At 46.3% G+C, this 24,227-nt stretch carries 15 protein-coding genes; 6 read left to right on the top strand and 9 right to left on the bottom strand.

Going from position 1 to position 24,227, the window contains the following annotated elements; all coding sequences use genetic code 11:
* Positions 1 to 43 precede the first annotated feature (43 nt).
* From BN93_RS04940 to BN93_RS04930, 3 genes are all read left to right on the top strand, one after another.
* On the top strand, positions 44 to 1,672 hold the full coding sequence (locus tag BN93_RS04940; protein WP_232211108.1) for a M6 family metalloprotease domain-containing protein: 1,629 nt from the start codon (positions 44 to 46) through the stop codon (positions 1,670 to 1,672).
* Positions 1,673 to 1,907: 235 nt separating this feature from the next.
* Positions 1,908 to 3,056: a peptidase associated/transthyretin-like domain-containing protein gene (locus tag BN93_RS04935; protein ID WP_019187236.1), complete on the top strand. Its 1,149-nt coding sequence runs from the start codon at positions 1,908 to 1,910 to the stop codon at positions 3,054 to 3,056.
* A gap of 1,585 nt (positions 3,057 to 4,641) precedes the next feature.
* Positions 4,642 to 4,854, top strand: a complete 213-nt coding sequence (locus tag BN93_RS04930; RefSeq protein ID WP_044259971.1) for a PspC domain-containing protein — start codon at positions 4,642 to 4,644, stop codon at positions 4,852 to 4,854.
* Positions 4,855 to 5,022: 168 nt separating this feature from the next.
* On the opposite strand, the gene BN93_RS04925 is transcribed toward BN93_RS04930, so the two are convergent.
* A complete protein-coding gene (locus BN93_RS04925) occupies positions 5,023 to 7,341 on the bottom strand; it encodes an outer membrane beta-barrel family protein (RefSeq protein WP_044259970.1) in 2,319 nt (772 codons plus the stop codon).
* 372 nt (positions 7,342 to 7,713) lie between these two features.
* Here BN93_RS04925 and BN93_RS16255 point away from each other — a divergent pair, with 372 nt between their 5' ends.
* The 3 genes from BN93_RS16255 (at position 7,714) to BN93_RS04905 (ending at position 10,184) form a co-directional block, all read left to right on the top strand.
* A complete protein-coding gene (locus tag BN93_RS16255; RefSeq protein ID WP_019187230.1) occupies positions 7,714 to 8,232 on the top strand; it encodes an energy transducer TonB in 519 nt (172 codons plus the stop codon).
* A 270-nt stretch (positions 8,233 to 8,502) separates the two neighbouring features.
* Complete coding sequence (locus tag BN93_RS04915; protein WP_198007492.1) at positions 8,503 to 8,844, top strand: energy transducer TonB; 342 nt, start codon at positions 8,503 to 8,505, stop codon at positions 8,842 to 8,844.
* A gap of 824 nt (positions 8,845 to 9,668) precedes the next feature.
* On the top strand, positions 9,669 to 10,184 hold the full coding sequence (locus tag BN93_RS04905; protein ID WP_084768691.1) for an energy transducer TonB: 516 nt from the start codon (positions 9,669 to 9,671) through the stop codon (positions 10,182 to 10,184).
* 27 nt (positions 10,185 to 10,211) lie between these two features.
* Here the strand turns inward: BN93_RS04905 and BN93_RS04900 are convergent, their stop codons facing one another.
* The 8 genes from BN93_RS04900 to BN93_RS04865 form a co-directional block, all read right to left on the bottom strand.
* A complete protein-coding gene (locus BN93_RS04900; RefSeq protein ID WP_019187226.1) occupies positions 10,212 to 11,669 on the bottom strand; it encodes a PepSY domain-containing protein in 1,458 nt (485 codons plus the stop codon).
* 546 nt (positions 11,670 to 12,215) lie between these two features.
* On the bottom strand, positions 12,216 to 13,841 hold the full coding sequence (locus BN93_RS04895) for a hypothetical protein (RefSeq protein WP_044259966.1): 1,626 nt from the start codon (positions 13,839 to 13,841) through the stop codon (positions 12,216 to 12,218).
* Between the two features lie 322 nt (positions 13,842 to 14,163).
* Positions 14,164 to 15,795 (bottom strand): hypothetical protein, encoded by a 1,632-nt coding sequence (locus BN93_RS04890; protein WP_019187224.1) that lies wholly within the window; start codon positions 15,793 to 15,795, stop codon positions 14,164 to 14,166.
* Between the two features lie 173 nt (positions 15,796 to 15,968).
* Positions 15,969 to 16,352 (bottom strand): VOC family protein, encoded by a 384-nt coding sequence (locus tag BN93_RS04885; protein ID WP_019187223.1) that lies wholly within the window; start codon positions 16,350 to 16,352, stop codon positions 15,969 to 15,971.
* A 237-nt stretch (positions 16,353 to 16,589) separates the two neighbouring features.
* A complete protein-coding gene (locus BN93_RS04880) occupies positions 16,590 to 18,734 on the bottom strand; it encodes a hypothetical protein (protein WP_019187222.1) in 2,145 nt (714 codons plus the stop codon).
* Positions 18,712 to 19,665 carry a hypothetical protein gene (locus tag BN93_RS04875; protein WP_019187221.1) on the bottom strand — a complete coding sequence of 318 codons (954 nt, stop codon included), beginning with the start codon at positions 19,663 to 19,665 and terminating at the stop codon, positions 18,712 to 18,714. The genes BN93_RS04880 and BN93_RS04875 overlap by 23 nt, the downstream gene beginning before the upstream one ends.
* Positions 19,666 to 19,689: 24 nt before the next feature.
* Positions 19,690 to 21,369 carry an ABC transporter ATP-binding protein gene (locus BN93_RS04870; protein ID WP_019187220.1) on the bottom strand — a complete coding sequence of 560 codons (1,680 nt, stop codon included), beginning with the start codon at positions 21,367 to 21,369 and terminating at the stop codon, positions 19,690 to 19,692.
* A 130-nt stretch (positions 21,370 to 21,499) separates the two neighbouring features.
* Positions 21,500 to 22,420 carry an NAD kinase gene (locus tag BN93_RS04865; protein ID WP_019187219.1) on the bottom strand — a complete coding sequence of 307 codons (921 nt, stop codon included), beginning with the start codon at positions 22,418 to 22,420 and terminating at the stop codon, positions 21,500 to 21,502.
* Between the last annotated feature and the right edge of the window lie 1,807 nt (positions 22,421 to 24,227).

Genomic DNA, 24,227 nt, shown 5'->3' with positions numbered 1-24,227 from the left:
ACTTTAAAGACCAAGTAACGGCCTGTTCCATCTCACTTTCGATGTGGTAGGTCCTGTTCAGCTACGCCACGACATGGCTTATTATGGCAAAGACACGCTCGATTGGCGTGGTTCGCGCAGCGATGTGCGGGTCGGACAGATGGTGGCCGAGGCTTGTTTGGCCATTAAAGACTCGGTGAACTTTCGCGATTATGACTGGGATGGCGACAATGTAGCCGACCAAGTGCTGGTTATCTACGCCGGTTATGGGCAGGCATCGGGTGGTGGTAGCAACACCATCTGGCCGCACGAGTGGGCTTTGCAATACTCCGATTATGGTAGTGTGTTGCGCATTGGTGGCAACCTGCTGATTAATACCTACGCATGCAGCAACGAATTGAACTTTAATACCACTAAGTTAGGCGGCTTTGGAACGGCTTGCCACGAGTTTACGCACTGCCTAGGACTGCCCGATATGTACGACACTTCTGGGAAAGAAAGTCTTGGTATGGGCTTTTACGACCTGATGAGTGCAGGCAATTACAATGGCGAAGGTTATGTTCCGGCGGGCTATACCAGCTACGAAAAGATGTTTGTGGGCTGGTTAACGGCCCAAGAACTGATGCGCGACACCACCATTACAGGCATGAAGCCGCTGAGCGAGCATGGCGAGGCCTTCATCATACGCAACGATGCCAACCCCGATGAGTATTACCTGTTGGAGAATAGGCAACGAAGTGGTTGGGACACGCACTTACCTGGCGAGGGCTTATTGGTGCTCCATGTGGACTTCGACCAAATGGACTGGCTGACCAATCGTGTAAATGCCAGCCCCCAACATCAGCGTTGCACCCTTGTTCCGGCCGATAATCGCCAACGAAAGATATTTAATGCGCAAGACAGCATACCCTATCCGCAAGCCGGAAACGACAGTATTACGGCCACATCGCTACCTGCTGCCTCGGTTTTCACCTCCGATTTTGACGAACGTTACAGACTAAACAAGTCGGTGTTGGGCATCAAAATCAACGACGAAGGCCGCGCATCGTTCGCCTTCCGCATAGACGACTTGCGACCAAAAGGCTTGAAAGGCGACACCCTGTTTTACGAATCGTTCGATAGTTGCGACGGCAAGGGCGGCAACGACGGACGGTGGGGCGGCTATATTGGTGCAGGTAAATTCAAGCCCGACCACGAAGGCTGGCGTTTTGCGGTGCCCGAAGCCACGTCGGCAGGCAGCCGTTGCGCCCTGATTGGTTCGAGTACGAAGTACGGCATTGTTGAAAGCACCCCCTTGTTTTACGTTGAAGACGGCAGCACCATCACCTTTAAGGCCGCCGCATGGAACAACGAAGAGGGTAGTTTAACAGTGGCGAGCCTCAATCCAAAGGTGCAACTGTCTGAAACCCGACTCAAATTGCCCAACCGCTCATGGCAAACCTTCACGCTTACCGTTAAGGGCAGCGGTTTGTTACGTCTCAGTATGCGCAATGGTCAGCGCCGTTTCTTCCTCGACGAACTGCTGGTTAAGCGCCCTGCCACCACCTCTATCACCGACATTCCCACTGCCCAGCCCGCCCCTCGCGCCACCTCTGGCCGCATATATAGTCTCGATGGCGTGTATCTTGGCACCAATATCAATGCGCTAAGCAAGGGTGTATATATTGTGGATGGAAAGAAAGTGGTGAGATAGAAGTAACTGCCGGCCTCACCCCAACAGCTGCTGGCCTCACCCCCAGCCCCTACCGGCCTCACCCCCCAGCCCCTCTCCAAGGGGAGAGGGGAGTGATATGCCTTGTTGTGATGGTGCATTCTGGTCAGTTGTCTGTTTCTAGTGGGCGATAGTTTACACGCTTTTTTGGGGGAGGATGTGCCCCTTATGGGTGCTTAAATAACGAAGTGATGACGTTTCTTGAACAATAAAAACGATGATGAGAAAAGCATTTTTACTTGCCTTTTGGGGCATTTTCGTAGTATGGGGAGAGGTGTTGGCACAATCTAAGGTGCTGATTTGCGATGCCGTAAGCAAGGTGCCAATTCCGTATGCCAATGTTTTTAAGGCCGAAGAGGGTAAGTTTCGTGGCACAACAAGTGACGAAAGGGGCGTGGCAATCGTTAACTTCCCCTTTCGTCAAATCACCATTAGCCATGTTAGTTACGCCTCGTGCACACTCAATGTCTTACCCGATACCGTCTTTCTTACGCCCAAAGAGCGGCTTTTAGACGAGGTTGTGGTTGGCAATGCCGAGCCGCAATGGATTCGTAGCTTTCTAGAAAAGTTCGTATTAAAGAAGAAAAGCACATACCGAGCTGTGCGAAAGAACTTCAATTACAGCTATCAGACGAGAAATACCAGCGACAGCAGCGGCTATTGGTTTGAGAATACGGGTGTGATATGTGTGCCTGCCACCACAGAAAAAAGGCTCTTTATGGTTAAACCCGCTACTGGTTACATTCATTTCAAAGACAAAACGGCGGGTTGCGACTTTGCGAATATGAAACGAATGGTTTATCATGACTTTGTAGACGAATTGGATGGTAAGTTCATTAAGCGCCATTTGTTTCAGGTGAACGATGCTTTCAGCAGCCCTAACAAAAACATTGTTCAGCTTTACTTCAAGTCGGTGAAGTATGGCAGTGAGGATAAAGGCTACATTACTGTTGATACGGCGCAATGCCAAGTGCTTTCTGTTGTGCGCAATATGGGCCTAAGTTATAACGTAGACAATAACACCAATAGCTTTACTCGCAGTGCATTTGGCCTGCTTATGGGGTGGAAATATGCCAAATGGGTTGTTCAACAGTCGTCAACATACCATGTTTCCGATGCTGGTTGTTACCTGTCGTCGTGCAGATACAAAGCTTACATTCTCGCCGAATCGAAGAAAGGCAAGTACGCAGGTACTAAGTTCGACTCTTCTGAGGCAGAAATAACGTTCACACCGACAGGCGATGACATTGCTCCCCCGTTCCTTACACTCCCCGAACCTTGGTATATGAAGTTGATAATTACAAGGAAAGAGCGGCAGGCCGAGGAACAATTGCAGGGGATTGAGAAAGAACACGTTGTATATTAGGGGTGTTATGTAAAGCCTAGTGTTGCTTGTTGTCTTATAGGTGTAGACAAAATGCTAGGCAACATGTTTGTTTGCATTAATTATGGTGCAACTTTTACTTTCCTTTCTCCTTTGAACAAACTTGTGAGTCTCTTTTGCTGGCTTTGCAATCCCCTTTGAATGTTGGCCATTAAAGACCAGGTAAGAACCTCTTTTGAAGTTCGGCAAGAGAACAAACGCTTTGCAAAACCATTCCCATTAGGGCACAACTCGCAACCTCATTAATTTATAAAGCTGCCAACTTACAAGCTTATCCCCATTGACTAGAACTCGCAAATCTCTGCTACATAATTCCAGAGCCATTTCATTTTAACCATTAACCCCAAAACCTCACAAACTTATTAAACTTGAAACCTCCAAAACCTCACAAGCTTATGAAGTCAAAAGCTCACAAACTCACCACCTAATAAACCCGTAAACTCGCAACATCACTAACTCATAACCTACAACCTCACCAACTCATAAAATCATATCCTCACCAACTCATCAACTAATAACCTCGCCAACTTTCCTCCTTATAAAGTTAAAATGGGTAATAAACCTTTACAAATAGTATGCTGCTCGCCACTCCATTCTAGCGAAAATGGAGGGTTAAAAACATGCTATTAGACACGTTTTTTAGTATTACTAGTTTCTTTTTCATCCCATTTTTGAAGACATTACCTGCATTTTGCACCATTTCGCCTTTCTAGTTTGGTTGAATGTTCGTAATTTTTCAGGTTCAAATACCTGCTTTTAGCCCCTAAAACCCTGCTTTTTAGTGGATGTTTTGCCCTTTTGGGCCATGTGTTTCGTGGTTCGAAAGGGTTTGTTTATACCATTTGCAATGTATTTTTATGCTTATCGACTCGCATTTAGCAGCATTTTGCACCGCGTTTAGCACCAAAACGCCTTGCATTTAGCACCAAAACGCACTGCATTTAGCACCAAAATGCACTGCATTTAGCACCAAAATGCGATGCGTTTAGCACCAAAATGCACAGCATTTAGCGGCAAATCGCAGTTAATTTAGCCGCAAATAGCCCAATAACTGGTGCAAATGGTGGTGCTTTGAAATAAATATTCATTTTGACGTATTCGCATACTAACCCTTTTTCGCACCAAAACGAACCTCCGCGAGAATCGATTTTTTGCGGCAAGGTAGGCACTTGGTGGGTGAAAATGGCGCTCACGATGTTAAAATTCTTACTGAAAAGAAGACAAATCTTGGTTTGTTTGCTATCCTATGTCGACAACTCCTTTTCGTCCTTCGTTTCCTAATGTGGGAGAAAGGCAGAAAACTGCGTGACTAAGCGCCAAAACAACCCACTTGTTGTTGGCTGTTATGGCCACTTAATGCTGGTTAGACCATGAAGAAAGGCTAGGCACGCGATGCAGGATTTTTGAAAATGGGAATGTCGTTGTGGGCTAGCTGGTTTGAAAGATGTTTGGGGTATAAGGCTTTTATAGAAACTTTATTTGCTGTGTCGACACCTTTTTTATCCTCCACCATGCAACTTTTATGCCCTCGCAAACGTCTAATAATAAACAAAAAACATTACGTAAGATGAATACAAATAAAGGGATATATCGGTCAAGAGACCGCAAGATAGCAGGGGTTTGTGGGGGCATCGCCAAGTATTTCGACTGGGATGTCACATTGGTTCGCCTAGTTTACGCCCTCGCTACCATTACCACCGCCTTCTCGGGCGTGTTGGTTTATCTTGTTGCATGGGCCGTTGTACCCAGCGAAGAGTTTGACCCACGACAGCAAGAATAGGTCTTTGACGAATCGGAACACCACAAAAGCGTTTTAAATTACTCGTATCGGTGCTTAGCAAACCTGCAAAGCACAACCATTTGTGCCAGCAGCCACAACCAGGTTGTTGGCACAAAGCTTTATATATAGCCCGTTGTCGTTTTGTTTTAGATAGGAACTCCTTTCATTTTACATTCTATTCTTCTGCGATTTGCCTGCGCCCGTCCCCTGATATTTGCTCTTGCTGGTGTTGAAACGATAGCGAAGGGTGAGTTTAATTGTACTAGACGAGAACTTGGAAAGGTAACTGGTGCGTAGTTCGCCCGAATAGAGAACGAAATGTTGGTCTTCTGTTCCGAAGATGTCGCTGGCATACAGCTGTAATAAAAGCTTTCCGCCAAGGCACGATTTATATAAAGAGAGGTCGGAACCAAAACTTCCCTTGCGCAAAAACACGTTTTCCGTGTGGCCCTCAGTACGCGTTCGCATGATGAACGAAACCGTAAACCACTTCGTATCGAAGGTGTTCGATAGGTTAAACGATGCCAAGGGATGGTTTATGCTGCCGCCTTGATGTGTTTGCATCTTAAACCACTGCTTGTAGAACATCGTTTCGAGCGAGGGATGCCATACACCCCACGAAGGACTAAGCGATAAAGAGGCTTGCACCTTATTGTAGGTGGGCATGTTTTCTGGGCGAAGTAAGGTCGTTGTCGGGTCGCTTTTGTAGGGCTGCATGATGTAACATGTTTGGTTGGAAACGCGTGCAAACATGGCAGAAAGCGAAATCCACTTCCAGGAGAGGGCATAACTAAGGTTGCGACTGATGGCGGGGAGCAGGAAGGGATTGCCCGATTCATAGGTAAAACGATTGTCGAACTGAACGCCACTGCGCAGCATTTGGAACGTAGGGCGATTGATATCTGACGAGTAAGAAAGTTGCATCTGCACCGCATGCACAGGGAACGACAGGGTTAGGGATGGAAACCAATCTGCATAACGTTTGCTTTGGGCATGGACGAGCACATCCCTTTCGTAGTAGTTAAAGCCTACCCGTTCGTACCTAAGCCCCACTTGCAGGCCAACCTTGCCAAACTGTTTGCTATAATCCATAAAAATAGAGGCGATGTTTTCTTTTATTCGGTTGTTTTCATCGTCTACCACGCCTGTGGGCAGCACCGCATAAAGGTTCTTTCGCCTTGAATGCGAATACTCGCCTCCCACAGAAAAATCGCCCTTAGCCAAGGGGAAAGACAGCACCAATTTATTGGCAAAGAGCCTGCTAGTGTTGTTTTGCCTACTGTTAACCAAACGTTGTGTTTCCGTTTGCCCCACTTCCTTATACCTTTCATCATTATACATTGGCCTGCTTTCTTTCTTCCAATAGTAGTCCGAGTTAAAGTCTATGCCCAGTTTCCCTATCTTTCCCACGAAATAGGCATTGGTAGACACCTCGCTTTTGTTGCCATTCAAACTATAGTTGCCATCCATTTCATCATGTTTTTCCCCATTCCGGAAGTTTTCTGAGTGCGAATTTCCTGCGGCAAAAAGGCCTGCATATCGGTCGTAATCTACACTCGCGCCAATGGAAGTGTTGGCGTCTATGCTGTAACTACTGGCTAAACTCAGGTACAAATTGGTTGTTCCATGCTCTTGGTCGATGTCAAACTGCTGCTGCCATGTATCATTTAAAAAGGTAATGAGCCGCACGCTCGTATTGTCTTGGGTGTGCGTATGCTCACCATACACATGTGCGTTAACATCCCAACCGCCTTTTCGCCAATTTAGTTTTAGGGTTTCGAAACCGCTTGTGCGTTTCTGTTCGTTTATGCTGCCAACGGTTTTGCAGTCAAATCCAAATCCTTCGCCGGCAATTTGCTTGGTGGTGATGCGTAAAACGCTTGTAACGCTTTTGCTATATCGTGCTCCGGGGTTGGTAATTACCTCTACGCTCTTCACGTTTTCGGGGTTTAGGCGTTCCAATTCCATTTGGTTCATCATGCGTTTGCCGTTGATGTATATCTCAGGTGTACCTCTTCCAAGCACCTCCACTTTGCCATTTTGCATTGAAACGTGCGGGATGAAGTCGAGAAGTTGGTCTATTGAGGTGGTCTTTTCAAGCACAGAGCCTGCCACAATGGTTGTCATGCCCTCGCCTTTGAGTATTGTTTGTGGCAGTTGGCCGTGAATAATGGCCTCGCCTAGCTGAAAAGCTTTCTCGGTTAACTGCACGGTTAGCCTTTCTTCGCCTGCATATTGCAAGAATTTTGTTTCATAACCAATGAGCGAAATTTTGATGATGTTTCCCTGTTGGGGTTGTTTGAGGGTGAAATGACCATTGTCGTCGCCAGTTGTTCCGCTAAGAAAAGTGGAGTCGGCAGACAATACCACGATGTTGGCTAAGCCTAAACCGCCATTGTTGGCGTCTGTAACCACGCCAGAAACCTGCTGTGCGCACAACCTTACGAACAGCATAGCCAATAACGTAACAAGTATGAATTTCCTCATAAGTACATGTTTCTGAATTTCTTGTGGCATATTTTACCCGATTATCAGTTGATGGACAGACAAGTTAACGAGTTTTCAGTGGCATTTGCCATTGTGTGTAACCAAACATTTGGCTTACCTGTTTAACTTCTTACTCCTGAACTTCTATTAAGGAGCAGCACTTTACACTTCGCAAAGATAAAAAACATCTTGTAAAGTTCCAAAGCTTTATCCGCTCTTTTTACTTACTGGCGTGTCGGATTTATCATGTTTCGGCGTTGTATGCTTTTGTGTTATGCAGTTATTTCTATATAAAAACATCATAAAAAGCGAATGTTTAACCTGTATTTTTACTATATTTGCAGTTGAAACCGCAATACAAAGGAGGTAGTTATGTGTGCAACAATCTTTTATTCTGCATTTCGCTGCAAGCAGTTATGTGTAATGGCGATGTGTTTGGTGTGCCTTAATGCCAATGCACAAGGCAGAAAAGACAGCGTGTGGTGGCCCCCTTACTCCCTTTTTGTTAAGCCAAAGTTCAGGACTTCGCCAGCACATAGACCGCGTGTTTTCCGCGATGAAGACTATGCAAAACCCAAGTTTCCGGGTGGCGAAGAGGCTTTGGAGGCCTTTATAGATAAAGAAAAGGTATATCCAGAAGAGGTACAAGACGTTAAGGGCAGGGTGCTATTGTCTTTCTTTGTGGAGGAAGACGGTCAAATAACAGACATTAGGCTCCTTCGTTGCGTGCATCCTGCATTAGATAAAGCGGCTGTTAGCGTTGTTAAGAAGATGCCAGCTTGGATTCCCGGCAAACGTAAAGGCAAGGTGGCACGCTTGAAAGTCTGCATGGGCATTCCTTTTTATGTGATTAAAAAGGGCGGCGCAGAGACAGAACGTAGAGATAAATAAGTGGCGTTTTAAAGGATAGAAAACTTGCAAAGGATTGATAGACAACCCTTATTAAGCGATAATAGTAGTTGAAACAATAAACCAAAGGAGGTAGTTATGCGAACAATGAGCATTCATTCCGTATTCCGTTGCAGGCTATGGCTTGTAATGGCGATGTGTTTGGCCTGCCTTAGTGCCAACGCACAAGGTGGGAAGGGCAAGCATAAAAAACGAAATCAGCCCACACAAGTTAAGTCGGCAACTACTAAGGCCGAGGAAAGCCAGCGTTTTATGTGTGAAATTTTTGAAATATCTCCACAATTCCCTGGCGGTGATAAGGCACTGATGGAGTTTTTAAAGAAAGAAGTGCGACAGCCTGATGAGGCAAAGGACGTTAAGGGTAGGGTTGTTATCAGCGTAATAGTGGAAACCAGCGGCGAACTAACGCATTTTAAAGTAGCCCGCAGCGTGCATCCTGCATTAGATAAAGAGGCATTAAGAGTTGCCAAAATGATGCCCAAATGGATTCCAGGCAGCATTTATGGCAAACTTGTAGCTGTAAAATATAATTTAGTTATTGCATTTAAAGGCGAGGAAAAGGGCGGAACAGAGCCTGAACGGAGAGATAAATAAGTGGCGTTTTAAAGGATAGATAACTTGTAAAGGGCTGAAAGACAGCCTGAAGTCATCTAGACTTTTCCATCTTTATTATCTCTTCGTTTTTTATTTAGATTGTTAGTTATGTAATTTTTAATACAACAATAGGCAAGGATGCTGGCGAAAAATACTAACAAGGAAAGTATAACGATGATAGGTGTTGAAGTACAAACAAACGTAATTCCTATTGCCAAAAAGCCATCTATTATCATCATGCATAATAGAAGAACGTCTTTCTGTAATGGTTCCTTTAAAGGACTAAAAAAGTTTTTCCCCATATGAATTAATATGATACATTCTCTGCAAATATAATTCTTATATTCCATATAAGCAAGCGTTTGTTTTTTAGGAATGAAAGAACTTTTTATTTCAGAGTATATCTGCTACAGGCCGGGTTATTTCTCTACCAAACGAAGTCGGTTCTATATTGTGAAGATGTTCTCTAATCATTAACCTTTTGAGTTCGTTTTGTGCAAACTCTACAAGTTAGTACATGATTACAGGACGAAGGGGGGAGTTCAGGCGAGTGGTAATGGGGTTTCTTCGAACACATTGCAGATTACAAAGAAGAGTTGGAGGCACTTCTAACACCGAATTTCGGTTGGTTAATTCCAAAACTATTTCGTTGTGACTATAATATAATTGTTGCATTTAAAGGCGAGGAAAAGGGAGGAACAGAGCCCGAACGGAGAGATAAATAAGTGGCGTTTTAAAGGATAGAAAACTTGCAAAGAGCTGGTAGACAATCCTTATTAAGCGATAATCGTAGTTGAAACAATAATAAACCAAAGGAGGGAGTTATGCGAACAATGAGCATTCATTCCGTATTTCGTTGCAAGCTATGGCTTGTAATGGCAATGTGTTTGGCCTGCCTTAATGCCAACGCCCAAGGCGGGAAGGGCAAGAATAAGAAACGAAATCAGCCCAAACAAGTTAAGTCGGCAACTACTAAGGCCGAGGAAGCCCAGCGTGTTGTGTGCGAAATTTTTGAAACACCACCTCAATTCCCTGGCGGTGATGTGGCACTGATGGAGTTTTTAAAGAAAGAAGTGCGACAGCCTGATGAGGCAAAGGATGTTAAGGGTAGGGTTGTTATCCGCCTAACAGTGGAATCCAGCGGCGAACTAACGCATTTTGAGGTACTTCGCAGCGTGCATCCTGCATTAGATAAAGAGGCATTAAGAGTTGCCAAAATGATGCCCAAATGGATTCCAGGCCGCATTTATGGCAAACTTGTAACTTCACGTTGTTGTATAGTTGTTGCATTTAAAGGCGGGGAAAGGGGCGGAACAGAGCCCGAACGTAGAGATAAATAAGTGGCGTTTAAGCCTCGAAAGCTACGCCTATTCTTCTTTCTTCTTTTTTATCCGCACACGTATTTTCCAGCCTGTCCACAGGCACCAAAGTATGGCCATGCCCACGATAAAGATGTAAACAACCGACATCGAACCTAAGAAAGTGTACATCCTACCCGTGTGTATCTCTAATGCAACGTTGCGAAGCGACATCGGCAACGAAGACATCCATTGGGGCATTGGGGCAAAATCGGTGCCTGCCGAATAGTTAACTACGTATTCGTTTGGACCGAAATCGCTGCTGAAACCTGCCACGGCATTAGCTCCTACGGGCGGACCTTGCACGGCTATGGCCGGTTGCTCCGTGAAATAGTCGATTACCATCCCCGTACTACGTTGCCAAATGCACAGTCCGCTGAACGAACCTAGCAGCCAATAATCGCCGTCGACCGTTTTTTGCACGTTCAATCCCATCACGCTCACAGGCGGTTGAACGTCTAGTTTGTTAGGTTTTTCCGAGAGTGTGGCTAGCGAGTAGAACCCATCCGAGGTGTAAAGAAGCCAATCGTGCATGCGTTCGTCCCAACGCAGCGAACGCAGTTTGTCGTACCACGGGTTGTTGCTGCTGGTTTTGGTTAGCGGGATGGCAGGTACTTTTACATTGGCTACAAGCAAAAGCAGGGGCGGACGAAGAAACCAGCCGGTAATGCAGACAAGTAGGGTGAGTATGATTGTTAGGCGGCCGATGCGGTCGTGCCACGAAAACAGCCATTGCCTTGCAGCAGTGTGCGCTTTCTTTCCCAAATGGGGCAACAGCCAATAAACAACTCCCGAAAGGCAAAGGAAAATAAGTACCAGCGCAACCACGTCCACAACGAGCTTGCCAACAAGTCCAAACAATTCGCCACTATGCAGCCACCAAAGGGTACGGAAGAGCGAAAAACGAGGCGCACCGCCATCGGGCGCGGCCAGTTCTATGCGTTGAAAACTGCGGTAAGGTGCGCGGGCAAGAAACACTTGCGACCGCGTTGTTACCACGAGCGTGTCTCCGCGTGTGGCAATATCCGATATTCTGTCGCCGTGCAGCAGGTCTAAGTTCACGGCTTGCCAGGTCTTTTTCCCGTCAAGTCTGAACAATCCATACTGTCCTGCGGCGAAAACTTCGCCCGTAGGCACGATGGCCATGCCGCGAATATTGCGGTTGTCCACTCCAAGGGGCATGCCTTTGTTAAAGTCCATGAATGCCTTAGCGGTGCTGTCGGTTAGCCATACGCCTGCGTTGCCGTATAGCAGAACCTTGTTGTGCCACTTAATGGTGCCGCGAAACAGTCCGTTGTTCCACTTGTCGTAGCTATATTCTTTGGGTAAGAGGTTGCGCCCCACGTTAACGCCTGAAAAAAGCGTTGGGTGGTTAAGTACAATTCCCGATACGCAAAACATCAATAAGAAGAAAGCCAGCACCAATCCGAAGTAACGATGGTGCTTTGTCCATTTTTTCTTTTTCACTTTTCTGTTGTTTGTATGTTACTGCACCCGTTCTTGTTACGAGCCATGTGCAAATGGCTTGGCATAACCAATGAAAGTGGGTGAGGAGTAAAAAATGAGCACTAGCCGTTGAACCTATGTCGTGGTCAACACAGTGTGGCAAGCCTTTTTGAGTGCACAAAAATACAAAAAACGACTGATTTTGCAAAATCAAGTCGGCCTAAAATGAACGGAACGCACGCACTTTAAAACGAAATGGCGTACTTGACCCTAATCGGTTGTTAGGCCGCTTGTCAATTATTGTAGGTTGTCTGCCTCGCTTTCTGCTCAACCTGCAAACAACAACTGCACAGGCTCTAACGGTCGTTAGGGGGTTAATTGCATGGGTTAATCCCCCGATAACACATTTATACGCGAGTGGGAGAGAGGAACAGTGTTTATCACCACATCTGCGTTTGTCTTTTTTTGTGTCGCGTTATCCTAAAAACGGGGGGATGGCTAGGTGATTAGGGGTAGCCGTAATGGCTACCCTCTAACTTCTTTTGGGCTAATGTTGCTGGTTTACTTTCAGTATTCCCTATTGGTCTTAATGTCGAGCCAACCCGGTATTCCTTTCTTGACAATGTGGTAGAAGGAGTCGGTTACTTTCATTATTTTATCATATACGGGTACTTTGTCGCGGGGGTATAGGCCTACTTTCTTGTCCTTGTAGAAGTAAATGAAACCATCGGAGCGCATGATGAGGAAATCGTTGTTTATCGGAAAGATTGTCTTTCCCACGACTTTTGCGGGTGGATAGATCATAATTGTCTTATCCCTATTACCCAAAGATTCGTAATTATACTCAGGTAGCACACTTTTTTCCCTATAATATTCATAGGTCATGATGCCGTACTTCCCTTTCCTGCATACCCTTAGCATTTTAGGGTACGCTTTATCTTCTGGGTCATCGCTGTTTTCATCATAGCTAAATGATTTTCTCCCATCGAGGAATGTCACAGCATCTGACGGCAGGAGGTCGGAAAGCCAATAACGTTCGTCTATATCTGGGTCGCCTGGGTCTTGAGTATAGATTTGCACAAGATGTTTGCCTTTATTTTTAAGAATGTTGTGTGTCCAGTAAATCACTGTTCCACACTTTATTCGACCCCACCTCCTGATGGGCTTTTTAATCTTTTGGCCCATTTCGTCATAGTAGAAAGCTCCTTTTTCGTTCAATACTTCAATACATCCAACCATGCACGTTTCAATCTCTCTTGCTACTTTTGCTTTTCCAACGTTTAGTTTGTTGAGGTAAAGGTTGAAAACGTCGATGCGGTTTCCTCGCTTTGCAATGATAAAGCGATAACTGCCGCTAATCCAGTCGTATTCTTCTTTCAATACGTTCTCTCCCAGTTGATTAATCAGTCTGAGTTTCCCAGTTTCGGTCTTTTCAACGTCGTAGAAACTATATCTATTGAAGTACTGAAATTCGTAAGGCTTGGCTCCGTCGTACTTGTCCCCAACCTTTGTCAGCTCCCTTGGATAAAGAGGCTTATAGAACGGATACATCAGTCCGCCTTTTGGACTGGGAAATATCACATATTTAATGCCTTCCTTGTAGAGTATGAATATCTTTTTGCCTCCTTTGATTTCCAAAATAAGTGGAACGAAGTAGCTTGAACGAGTCGAGCGCCAAGTAACGACAGAGTCGGGAAGGTTGATTGAAAGGGTGCGGTTGTAATCATCATGCTCTCCATCCCCATAGACAAGATCCTGAATGGTGGCAAAATCTTGCCTTAAAAACTTCAACACACTGGTGGGGTCGTTGGTTTGAGGCTTTTGTTTCTCACGGTCGTCAATGGTGAAGGTCTTGTTGATGTATTCGTCCAAAGGCATTGCATGTAGTTCTTGGGCATCTACCAGTCTTTGCTGTGGCTTGTCGATGTCTTCTCTGCTCAATGTGTCTTTGTGTGGATTTATGTTCCACCTTATCAGCATGATGTTGGGAGATTTGTCATGTCTTGTCTTTTCTTCTACTTGTAGGCTTTGCCTTGTGTATTGGTTCGGCCCAATTTTGGTGTACACTTTGAGGTCATTGCTACTGTCGTCAAAACTAACGGCATCAACATCGGGCAACGAGATGGTTTGTTGCGCATGCAGGCTTGTTGCATGATAACAACAGAGAATAACGAGGGCTAATAGCTTTTTCATAGGCGCTTTTTTGTTTGTGTTGTGAGCAAAGATAATCATTTCAATGGTAAAATGCTAATTATTTAACAAAAGAATAAGGGAGATAAGCGTGTGAGTAGTGTTTGTATAGGGCAGAATGTGAACATCTACAACAAAAGCACTTGCCTTGTTCTCTTGCGTATATTCATTTTGTGCGTGCAGGGAGAGTGGCGATTGGCGAAATTTATTGCAACTTGATGGTGCATGATTTACATGAAAAAGGCATTTTTGTGATATGGTATAAAGCGCATTAGGCATGCCGTAATGGCCACTCTCTAATCTCTTCTGGGCTATTGTTGCTGGTTTACTCCCAATATTCCTCATTGGTCTTAATGTCGAGCCAGCCCGAGATTCCGTTCTTAACAATGTGGTAGAAGGAGCCAGTTACTTTCTTTATTTCATCATATACAGGTACTTTGTCGCGAGGGAAAAGGCCTACTTTCTTGTCCTTGTAGAAGTAAATCAGACCATCGGGGCGCATGATGATTGAGTCGTTGTTTATCGGGAAGACTGTCTTTCCCACGATTTTTACGGGCGGGTAGACCTTAATTTTCTGTTGATAATCATCTATACGCTTGGTAACTAACTTCGGTTTAACCCCCTTTTTCTGCTTATATTCATAGGCTATGATGCCGAATTGGCCTTTTCTGCCTACTCTTATCCATTCAGGTTGTACGTCGATATCGCCGCAAAGCGAGCTGTTTTCACTTTGGAAGAATGATTTTTTCCCGTCAAGGAAGGTCACGGCGTCTGATGGTAGTAGGTCGGAAAGCCAATAGCATTCGTCTTCTATGGGAGAACCAGGCTCGTCGGTATAGATTTGCATTTGGTAGTTTCCCTGCTTTTTAAGAATGTTGTGTTGCCAGTTAGACACCATTTTGCATATACTAATGCTGCCCATGATGGGGTGTTTTAGCCTGTTTCCCATTTCATCATAGTAGTAAGCCCCTTCCTCGTTCAACACTTCAATGCAGCCAGCCGCACAAGCATCAACCTTTTTTACCACCTTTGCCTTTCCTATGTTTAGCTTTTTGTTGTAAAGGTTGAAAACATCGATGTCGTTTCCTCGCTTTGCAATGGTAAAGCAGTAGTGGTTGATAATCGAGTCATATTCTTCTTTCAGCACATCCTGTCCGAATGAGTTAAACAGTCTGTATTTCCCAGTCTCGGTCTTTTGAACGCTGTAAAAGGTTTTTTTATTGAAATACCGCAGGTTGTAAGACTTGATATCGTTACATTCTTTTGCAGCTATTGTCGGCTCTCCGGGATGAAGGTTCTTATCAAATTCAAACATTTGCCACCCTCCTGAACTGGGAAACAGCATATATTCAACGCCTCTGTTGTAGAGTAAGAATACCTTTTTGCCTTCTTTGAGTTTCAAAATCACGGGTACGAAAGACTCCGAACGAGTGGAACGCGGGGTAACAACAGAGTGGGGGATGTGGCTTGATAAGGGGCAGTCGTTATTCGTGCCCCCTCCATTTCTACAAGCAAGTGGCAGTATAATGGCAAGATCTTGCCTTAAAAACGTCAACACATACGTGGAGTTGTCTGTTTCACTTGTCCTTTCCTCGCTGTCGTTCATGGTGAAGGACATGCCTAAGTATGAGTCCCAATCTATTGCATGTAAGTCTTTTGCCTCGATAAACCTTTTCGGCAGTTTATCAATGTCTTCTCTGCTCACTGTGTCTTTGTGTGGATTTATCTTGGGTTCTATCAGCGGTATGTCGGGAGATTTGTCCTGTCTTGTCTGCTCTTCGATTTGCAGGCTTTGCCTTGTATATTGGTTTGGCCCAATCTTGGTGTACACTTCGAAGTTATTTCCATAGCAATCAAAACTAATGGCATCTGCGTTGGGCAACGAGATGGATTGTTGCGCATGCAGGCTTGTTGCATGATAGCAGCAGAGAATAACGAGGACTAATAGCTTTTTCATAGGCACTTTTTTATTTGTGTTGTGAGCAAAGATAGGAATTTCAATGGTGAAATGCTAATTGTTTAACAGAAAAATAAAGCGTACGAATGTGGAAATACTATTTGTAAAGGGTGCGATATGAACCTATGTAACGGATTTCTTGCCTTGTTTTAAATCCTGGAAACCAGCCTTTTTTAAATGGTAATCTCAATGAGATTGTCTTCAAATCCCACAATACAACTTTCATAATAGCCGTCGCCTGTGGTTCGCGGACCATCAAACACCTCAAACCCATTGTCTTTTAGTTGAGCCGTTAGTGCGTCTACCCGCTCTTTACTGCCAACACTGAACGACAGATGAGCGAAACCTGTCCTGTTAGGTTCTTTCTCTCTGTCTGCCATTTTGGGCTTAGTCATTAACTCCAAGCGCGTGTTGTCGTCGAATGAAAGGAAGAAAGAGCGGAAACCCGTGCGTTGGTTGTGGTAGCCTTCGTTGCTCTTTGCCCCGAAGTAAGTTACGAAAAAGTTACGTGCGCCTTCAAGGTCGCAAACGTAAATGGCTATGTGGTCTATCTTCATTTGTTGGGATGTTTGTTCGTTAGGCGTTTATTAATTGCAAGGAGTAATGGCCGTTAGTCTGGCTTGGCACACGCTGTTGACTATCAAAGGCGTGATAGCCTAGGATGCTCTTTCGCTGTTGGCTAGAACAGCATGCAGGCATTGCCTATGTGTTGCGGCCCAAGTGATAGGGGGGTGATATGGGTTTCGCCCCGCCTTAGGTAGCTTTTGTCGCTGCGAGGGCGGGGCGAATGGGCGTTATTTCATCTTCGTTTCCATAAACTCTCTCAGTATGTCGCAGTGTATAATGTAGGCAGCCTCCGTTTTCGAGCTCTTCACATACTTGGCCAACTTGGTGTAATTGGTGTTGATGTCGGTTTCGTTTTCTAGGTCTTCAAACCAAGAACCAGGTCCTAGCAGTCGCGGTAAAGTGGCGATGGCGTACGAAACGTAGGCCATAGCAAAGAGAGATGGCAGCTTTAACTCGCCATTTCGGCTGTTGGCACCTAGTTTAAGCAGGTTAAGCGCCTGTTCGGGAAAGTCCATTTCATAATTTCCCGGCTCGTCGTAACGGCTGTAACTGTCGCGCGTTAGATACCAACAATCGCCATGTATGGATGCTTGGAAATAGTGCGAGGCAAGGGTATAGGCCACTTCGGCCTGCACATCCTTGTTGCGGGCGAGGCGATATTGGCTTTGAAGTTGCAGCATGTCGCGGCAGAATTTCAGTCTGGGATTCACTGTGAGCCTTTTGTTTCTCTCGCTTTCCGAGGGTTCTGGGCTATGTGTAAACCAGCGGTCGAGGGTGTAATCTGTGCCAGCGACGTACTCGGCATAGTAGCACGTGTTGACATAATCGAGGCTAACCTTCTCCAAATACGGAATGGCCTCTGCAAAATTGCCTTCTCGCAAGTAGGCTTTACCAATGTAGCTGTTGAAGAAGTCGGCATTTTTGGATGCCTTTTCGAGTGCGAAACGTTGCAGCGGGTCGGCAGGCGACGAGCGTAAATATTGGTAATAAGCCAGCATTTCCTTCGAGGTGAGCGTGTCTAGTCCTACCTTATACTCCCACGAACTAGGTAGGTCGGCATGCCCTTCTGGTTCGCTTTGCAGGGCGATGCCCATTAAGGCGTCTATCATGCCCAGTAGGGCGAGGGTTTGATTGTTGTCTTTCGCCTGTTGGTAGCGCGGTATAAGGTGGTTGTACACCACGTTTTCTAGTGCCGTGGCGTGGTAATAGTCGTATCTGGAAACGTCGTTGGCTGGCTTTCGTTCGGCAGCTCGGCCAAGCAGCCATTTTATTTCGCCCACAACATAGGCCGAATAGGCCTCGCCCAAAGGCTCGGTATGTATCGAGGCAAGTAGGGCGATGCACCGCGCGCAGTCTTTCGCGCGTTTCGTACCACTAAGTTGTTGTGCCTCCGTGGCATACTCTTGTGCCGCTTTGTAGTTGGTTAATTCGAACAGCACCATAGCCTGTGCTGCCTTCCACATGGCTTTGTTGCGTACGCTTTCGTTGTGCAACACGTCTGTTTGTACGAAGTTGATGAAGTCTTCTGCCTCTGCCTTCGTGTCGGGTTCTATTTGGTCGGCCTTTAACGAGCTTTCGTAATTGTACTCCCAACCATATCCGCCGTTTACGTAATAGTGCAGTAGGTAGATTAGGGTGGGCGAGTTGGGCTCTTCCTTGTATATGCGTTTGATGCCGGCCAGGTTTCGATAGTTGCGCATGGCCCACTCCATACTTTCCCAATCGCCTTGTTTTACATAGATGTCGCATGCCTTTCGCCATTGTCCTAGGTTTAGTATGGCGTTTGCATAAAGGCTGTGCATCATGTCCTTAAACACGCTTTCGGGTAGCTTAGATGCAGTGAGTACCCAGAAGTCTTGGTTGGCGCGATAGTCTTTAAGCACAAGGTTGGTGCGCATATATAGTAAGGCGAACTGCGCCTTTAAGCGTTGGCCGCCATAGGCCTTGGCCGTTCGTTGCATGGCGAGCAGCGTTTTGCGGCGTTGGGCCAGTTGTTGTGCCGTGGGATAGGTCCAACTGTCTTTCAGTTCTTCGCAAACCTTGTTGTATTTAAGTGTTTGGCGGAGATAGAGCAGCATCTCTTCGTCGTGTTTTTTCTTGGCGGCGGTAAATAGGCGGGCGCAATTGTTCTCGAAATAATAGTCCCACGCGTTGCGGTATCCCTTGCTCCAATCTTCGCTAAGGGGTGTTCGGTCGCCCGTGTACTGGGCCCAAAAGCGTGCCAGTCTTTCGCCGCTCACCAGCTCGTAGTCGTGAGAATAGACGTCGAAGAAGTTTCCTTCGTGCCAACCCGAACCGTCGGCGCATGCCCATGTCTTGCTGGTAAAGAACGATATGCAGGCAAGTAGGCTAAGGGTTATAAATCTTTTCATAATCGTTTGATGAATATTTTGTTAGATTGCGGTTGTTAATGTCGTAAAGAATAATCTCGTTGTGCACATCGGGACGATGTTTGTTTATTAGTTGTTGCACGCTTTGCAGGTCGGCAAGGGTGGTTTCGCGCACGGCGATCGAGTCGGTCGTCAGCACGGGATATTCGTCTTTGGTATGTATTATCCCTACGAATTTGCCGCTACGAAACAGCGCACGAACCCTAAACAGCGGGTAAGCGGCATTGAGCGGGAGCGAATACGAACGCAAACCGCCGATATATTGGCGAACAACTTCGGGGTCGAGAATGGGCTTTTGGTTGGAAAGTTGCCGAAAATCGCCTGTGTTGTAGAGCATCAGCGTGCCTTTGTCTACGGGCGGAGCCTGCATGCCAAGCTGATGAAGCCGAATGGTGACCGAGAGTTTAAGGCCTGCCTTGGCTAGCAATTGGTGCAGCTGACGAAGGAACTGAAAGTAAACTTCTTGTGTTTGCTTGCTCCAATCGCAGTCTATCTGTATTTCTTTCACGTTCTTCACACCGTGAGTTTCGTTCATTTGGCGAATGCGTTGCCACAGTTGTTCGGCAAACAGGGGTGGCTGGCGCATACATTCGTTGGTGATGAACACGGTGGGTATCACCTCGATGCCTTGTGGAACGGAGTCGTTGAAGGTGATGGTGGCGTTGGGTAGTGGCTCTTGGTTGGGCTTTTTCACCACGTCGAAATAGCGTATGTATAGCCTTTGCACGTTGTGTGTCTTGTAGAATTGGCGTTTCAGACTGTCGTTTACAAAGGTGGTACTCCAATAATAAAGGGAGCGAACGGGCTTTTGCCGTGTACCAGAGCATGCCCCAAGGAAAAAGGCTAAGGCAACGAGCAACGCAAAGGCGATGTTCGGGCCGTGTTTTTGGGGTGGCGTGGTAATTTTGTTCATAGGGTTAGTGGTGTTTTTAAGAGCTTAATTGGCTTCCAATCGTTCTAGTCGTAGCGTTTGGTCTGAATAGTCAACCACGGCCAGTCGGTGGGTAATGAAGATGATTGTCTTATCTCTCGATGCCAATATGTTGCTTAACAGCTGGCGTTCGGTTTCTGGGTCGAGCGCACTTGTGGCCTCGTCGAAGAGCATGATGCTACGGTCGCGCAGCAATGCTCGTGCAATGCCAATGCGTTGGGCTTGGCCTTCGCTCAGTCCACCGCCCGATTCGCTGCACACCGTATCAAGTCCGTGCGGCAGTTCCATCACGAAGTCGGCGCAGCTTTTGTGTAGGGCAGCAATCATTTCTTCGTCTGTTGCGGCGATGTTTCCTAGTTTAAGGTTCTCTCGAATGGTGCCGCTCATGAGGGTGTTGCCTTGTGGAACGTAAACAAAGTTGCAGCGCATCAGTGGCGTAAGCTCTCTCGAAGTGCTGCTGTTGTAGATGTTCACGCTGCCTTTGGTGGGCGACACCAATGCCAGGAGCATGCGGATGAGTGTGGTTTTGCCTGCGCCCGTTTCGCCAAGCACGGCAGTACAGCTGCCTGGCTTGAAGTCGAAACTGAGGTCTTTCACGATGTTGCGCTCTTTGTCGCTGTAAGCGAAGGTCACATTATCTAGTTTCAGACCGCAGGGCGCATCGATGTATTCGGGCTCGCCCTGCTGTTCCAATGGGTTTTCTTCAAGTTCCATCAGTCGTTCGGCGGCTGTGAACACTGCTACAAAGGCGGGAGCGAGTTTTGTTAAGTTGCGTGCGGGGTTTTGTATGCGGTTTACAAGTTGCAAAAATGCGGTCATTCCGCCAAACGTCAAGGTGCGATCGGCCAACCGAATGGCGGCCCAAAGGAAGGCCACGAGGTAGCCTAAGGCGAAACCAAAGTTAAGGACAACGCTCGAAAATACGGAGAAAAGCGTTCGGCGCACCACGTGTTGGCGCAGTTCGCTTTGGGTTTCGCCCAGCTTGTTCACCATCATGTTGTCGCTTTCAAGCGTCTTAATGAGCATGCGGTTTTGGATGGTTTCTTGCAAAACGCTTTGCACTTTACTGTCCGAGTCGCGCACCTTGCGTGTTAGTTGGCGCATCTGCCCCACGTAAGTGCGGCTGGCCAGTAAGAAAATGGGCAGTATGCCCACGATAACCAAGGCCAGAATGTGGTCCATGGCAAAGAGATAGCAGAATGCTCCCACAAACATGGCGAAGACGGAAAGCGACGACGGGATTGTTTCTGTGAGGAAAGTAACCACTTGGTTCACGTCTTGTTCAAGCCTATTAAGCACGTCGCCCGAGTGAAAAGCCTCTTTGCCGTGCCATTGCGATTTGAGCAGTCGGTCGAGCATGCGCTGTTGCATGCGGTTTTGTGCCTTTATTCCCAAGAGGTTTCTCACCCATGTGCTGGCTATGCTGAGCGAAAAGTCGGCCAGGATAAACAGTCCCATCACGCCCACAGCCCAGTAAATGGACCCGGGAACAGAACCCGAGGCCACGTCGATGGCGCGCTTTACGGCCCACACCTGAGCCAAACTCACCACCACTTGCATCACGCCGATAGAGGCATTGAGCATTGCTTGCAGCCTGTTGCCGTTCCAAGCCAACCACAACCAGCGAAGAATGGTTTTGGTGGAATATTTGTTGTCGGGTATCCTAAGTAGTGATTTAATTTGCATGTTTCAACATTTGGGTGTGTTATGCCTTGCTGTACGGGCCGTGGGTGGCCTCCAAACTTTTGCTTCATGTGGGTTTGCAGGCAAGCTGCTGTTCCTTTTGCGGTGCTTGTTGTGTGGCAGCAGGCTGTTGTTATCCTTCTTCAGGGTGGCTGTTGGGCATGTCGGCGTTTCTACTGTCCGCGCCCCACATCATCTTGTTTCTAAGCGTGGTGAAGTAGGTTTGGTTGTTTCGTCTTACCTGTTTCACCACGTATGGGGCTTTGCTGATGTGTATGTCGACCCCTTGCACCAGCTTGGTGCTCCGCCCGTCGATGGCTACGAGATAGTTATGCGACCTACTTTCAACGCTGAGTTGCAGCTCAACGTTGTCGGGTAGCACGATGGGGCGCACGTTCAGGCTGTGCGGCGCCACGGCCGTAAGGCAAAGTGCGTTGGTGTTGGGTGCCACAATGGGGCCGCCGTTTGAGAGGTTGTAGGCCGTAGAACCTGCTTGTGTGGCCACGATAAGGCCGTCGGCCTGATAGGTAATGAGCCTTTCGCCATCTACACGCACACCAATGGTAATCATCGAGGCGTCATCGCGTTTCAGTATGGCAATGTCGTTCACGGCAAAGGGGTTGCCGCCGAAAGGCTCGTTCCCTGCCTCCACCTTCATTACCACATGCTCTTCAATGCGGTATTCGCCGTCGAAGATGTCGTTCAAAGCATCTTCGGCCTTGCTTGCAGGCACGTCGGCCAGAAATCCCAAGCGGCCCATGTTGATGCCAACAATGGGTATTTGCTTTTGTCCTATTCGGCCGGCGGCTTTCAGAAAGGTGCCGTCGCCTCCCAGAGAGAGGGCAAGTTGGGCATCGAAGTCGTTGCCGGAGAAAGGTGTTAAGGGGTAAGCGGGTAGGTTGCCGCTCTGCCGAAGGTAATCAAGAAACGGCTCGTCAACGTACACTTCGGCCTTGTGCTGTGCCAAACATTGCACAACACGGGCTATGGCGCGCTCGTTATGGAGTTGACATTCGTTGCCGAAGATGGCTATTTTAAGCGGACAACTGGGCATGGCGTGTATGTTTATACTTTATCTGTGGTGTTTCTCGGCGTTGTTCGCTAAGGCATATTGCCTGCGTTTTGCCGTCGTAACCTTTACAAGTCCTTTCTTGCAAAAGTAAACAAAAAAAGCGAGAATGCGGCCTTTATCCTGTAAAATATGTGAAGGATGCGAAAAAAGGACAATAGGATAGGAGCGTTGGGAGAAACGAAAGTCTGGCTTTCGGCCCGCTTGGCAAGCGGACTTTCGTTGACATCGGATGTGCTGCAAGCCTTCACGCAGCCATATATAATCAAATATTGTTGGCAGCTAAACTATAAATCGGCTCGGTTTCTCTATCCGCAATGTCCGTCAATAGGCGTTGCGGATTGCGTTTTCGAAAAGTAAGTTCCCTTTCAGGCTATCCTTCATCCCAAAAGTTCTTTCGTGTAAGTGCTCTTTTACTGGCACAAGGATTATAGTCAAACAGAATTGGATTTAGAAAACCACAGATGCATAGTAAGCAAACAACATACCTCCTTTTCTTTTGGGTAAGGGGTTGCTGATACCATGCAACCCACGTCTTGCATTCTCCTAACAACAACGTTCCAAAAGTAATTCCGTTTGACTATAAATTCACGAAAAGCCAATAACTCCCGAAGTGTTTCAACTCATCAACTCACTAGCTCATCTATTCAAAACCACTAAAAACGCAGAAACTCACAAGCTCATCACCTTACAAACTAAAAAGGACCTCAACTCATCAACGCACAAAACTTAAGAACCCATAAAATTATAAACTCAGAACTCACAAGCTCATCACCTTACAAACTAATAAAGACATCAACCCCCTCAACGCACAAAGTTTAAAATCGTTACTTTTATTTTACAATACCTCTTCAAAATCCACGCCGTTCTAGCGAAAATATAGGCTATAAAGTTGGTAAAAATCCACTTTTTATACCCTTTCATGACTTGGAGCTTGTCAAGTTTTAAGCCCGCAACCTGCATTTTGCACCATTTAGCCTTTCTAGATTGGTTGCCAACTCATAATTTTTCAGGTCCAAAAACTCACTTTTAGCCCCTAAAATCCCACTTTTTAACGGCTATTTTGCCCTTTTTAGTCATGTATTTAATGCTTTGAAAAGGTTTGTTTATACCATTTGCACTGGATATTTATGCTTGTCGACTCGCATTTAGCAGCATTTTGCACCGATTTTGCACCAAAACGCCTTCCATTTAGCACCAAAACGCACTGCGTTTTGCACCAAAATGCACTGCGTTTTGCACCATATTGCAGTGCGTTTTGCATCAAATCGCAATACATTTAGCCGCAAACAGCCCAAAATTTGGTACAATTAGCGGCTTTCCCAAATAAATATTCATTTTGCCTGCACTTACAACCAACCCCTTTTTGCACCGAAACAAACCCTCGCGAGAATCGATTTTTTGCGGCAAGGTGCGCGATTGGTGGATAAAAACGGCACTCATAATGTTAAAATCTTTACCGAAAAGGAGACAAAATACAATTGATGACAGAACGAGTTGACAAGTTAACGAGTTGACAAGTTGGTGGGTGCAGCCATCTTTTCAACTTTTCACTCTTTCACCTTTTCACCCTTAAAAGTCATCTTTTGTTGGTATTTCAACGCAATATAAGAAAAAAGGGTGATAAAAAATTGGAAGCAACATGAATATTGATTATATTTGTAAGCGAATATTAACTAAAATAATTTATTATGAAGAGTTATCTAAAAATTTTATCGGTAGTACTCTTTATTCTGAGTGGGTGTAGTGACAAAATGGATGAAGTAGATACCGTTATAGGTAACGGTTATAG

The organism is Prevotella conceptionensis 9403948 (assembly GCF_000312305.1).
GTDB lineage: Bacteria > Bacteroidota > Bacteroidia > Bacteroidales > Bacteroidaceae > Prevotella > Prevotella conceptionensis.
Note: the sequence above shows the minus strand (reverse complement) of the source record. Positions and strands in the feature narration are given on the sequence as shown.

Coding starts and splice junctions, on each gene's coding strand:
- BN93_RS04865 (WP_019187219.1), bottom strand. CDS start 22,420: ATGCCCAGTTGTCCGCTTAAAATAGCCATCTTCGGCAACGAATGTCAA.
- BN93_RS04870 (WP_019187220.1), bottom strand. CDS start 21,369: ATGCAAATTAAATCACTACTTAGGATACCCGACAACAAATATTCCACC.
- BN93_RS04895 (WP_044259966.1), bottom strand. CDS start 13,841: ATGAAAAAGCTATTAGCCCTCGTTATTCTCTGTTGTTATCATGCAACA.
- BN93_RS04935 (WP_019187236.1), top strand. CDS start 1,908: ATGATGAGAAAAGCATTTTTACTTGCCTTTTGGGGCATTTTCGTAGTA.
- BN93_RS04905 (WP_084768691.1), top strand. CDS start 9,669: ATGCGAACAATGAGCATTCATTCCGTATTTCGTTGCAAGCTATGGCTT.
- BN93_RS04890 (WP_019187224.1), bottom strand. CDS start 15,795: ATGAAAAAGCTATTAGTCCTCGTTATTCTCTGCTGCTATCATGCAACA.
- BN93_RS04880 (WP_019187222.1), bottom strand. CDS start 18,734: ATGAAAAGATTTATAACCCTTAGCCTACTTGCCTGCATATCGTTCTTT.
- BN93_RS04925 (WP_044259970.1), bottom strand. CDS start 7,341: ATGAGGAAATTCATACTTGTTACGTTATTGGCTATGCTGTTCGTAAGG.
- BN93_RS04915 (WP_198007492.1), top strand. CDS start 8,503: ATGTGTGAAATTTTTGAAATATCTCCACAATTCCCTGGCGGTGATAAG.
- BN93_RS16255 (WP_019187230.1), top strand. CDS start 7,714: ATGTGTGCAACAATCTTTTATTCTGCATTTCGCTGCAAGCAGTTATGT.
- BN93_RS04875 (WP_019187221.1), bottom strand. CDS start 19,665: ATGAACAAAATTACCACGCCACCCCAAAAACACGGCCCGAACATCGCC.
- BN93_RS04885 (WP_019187223.1), bottom strand. CDS start 16,352: ATGAAGATAGACCACATAGCCATTTACGTTTGCGACCTTGAAGGCGCA.
- BN93_RS04930 (WP_044259971.1), top strand. CDS start 4,642: ATGAATACAAATAAAGGGATATATCGGTCAAGAGACCGCAAGATAGCA.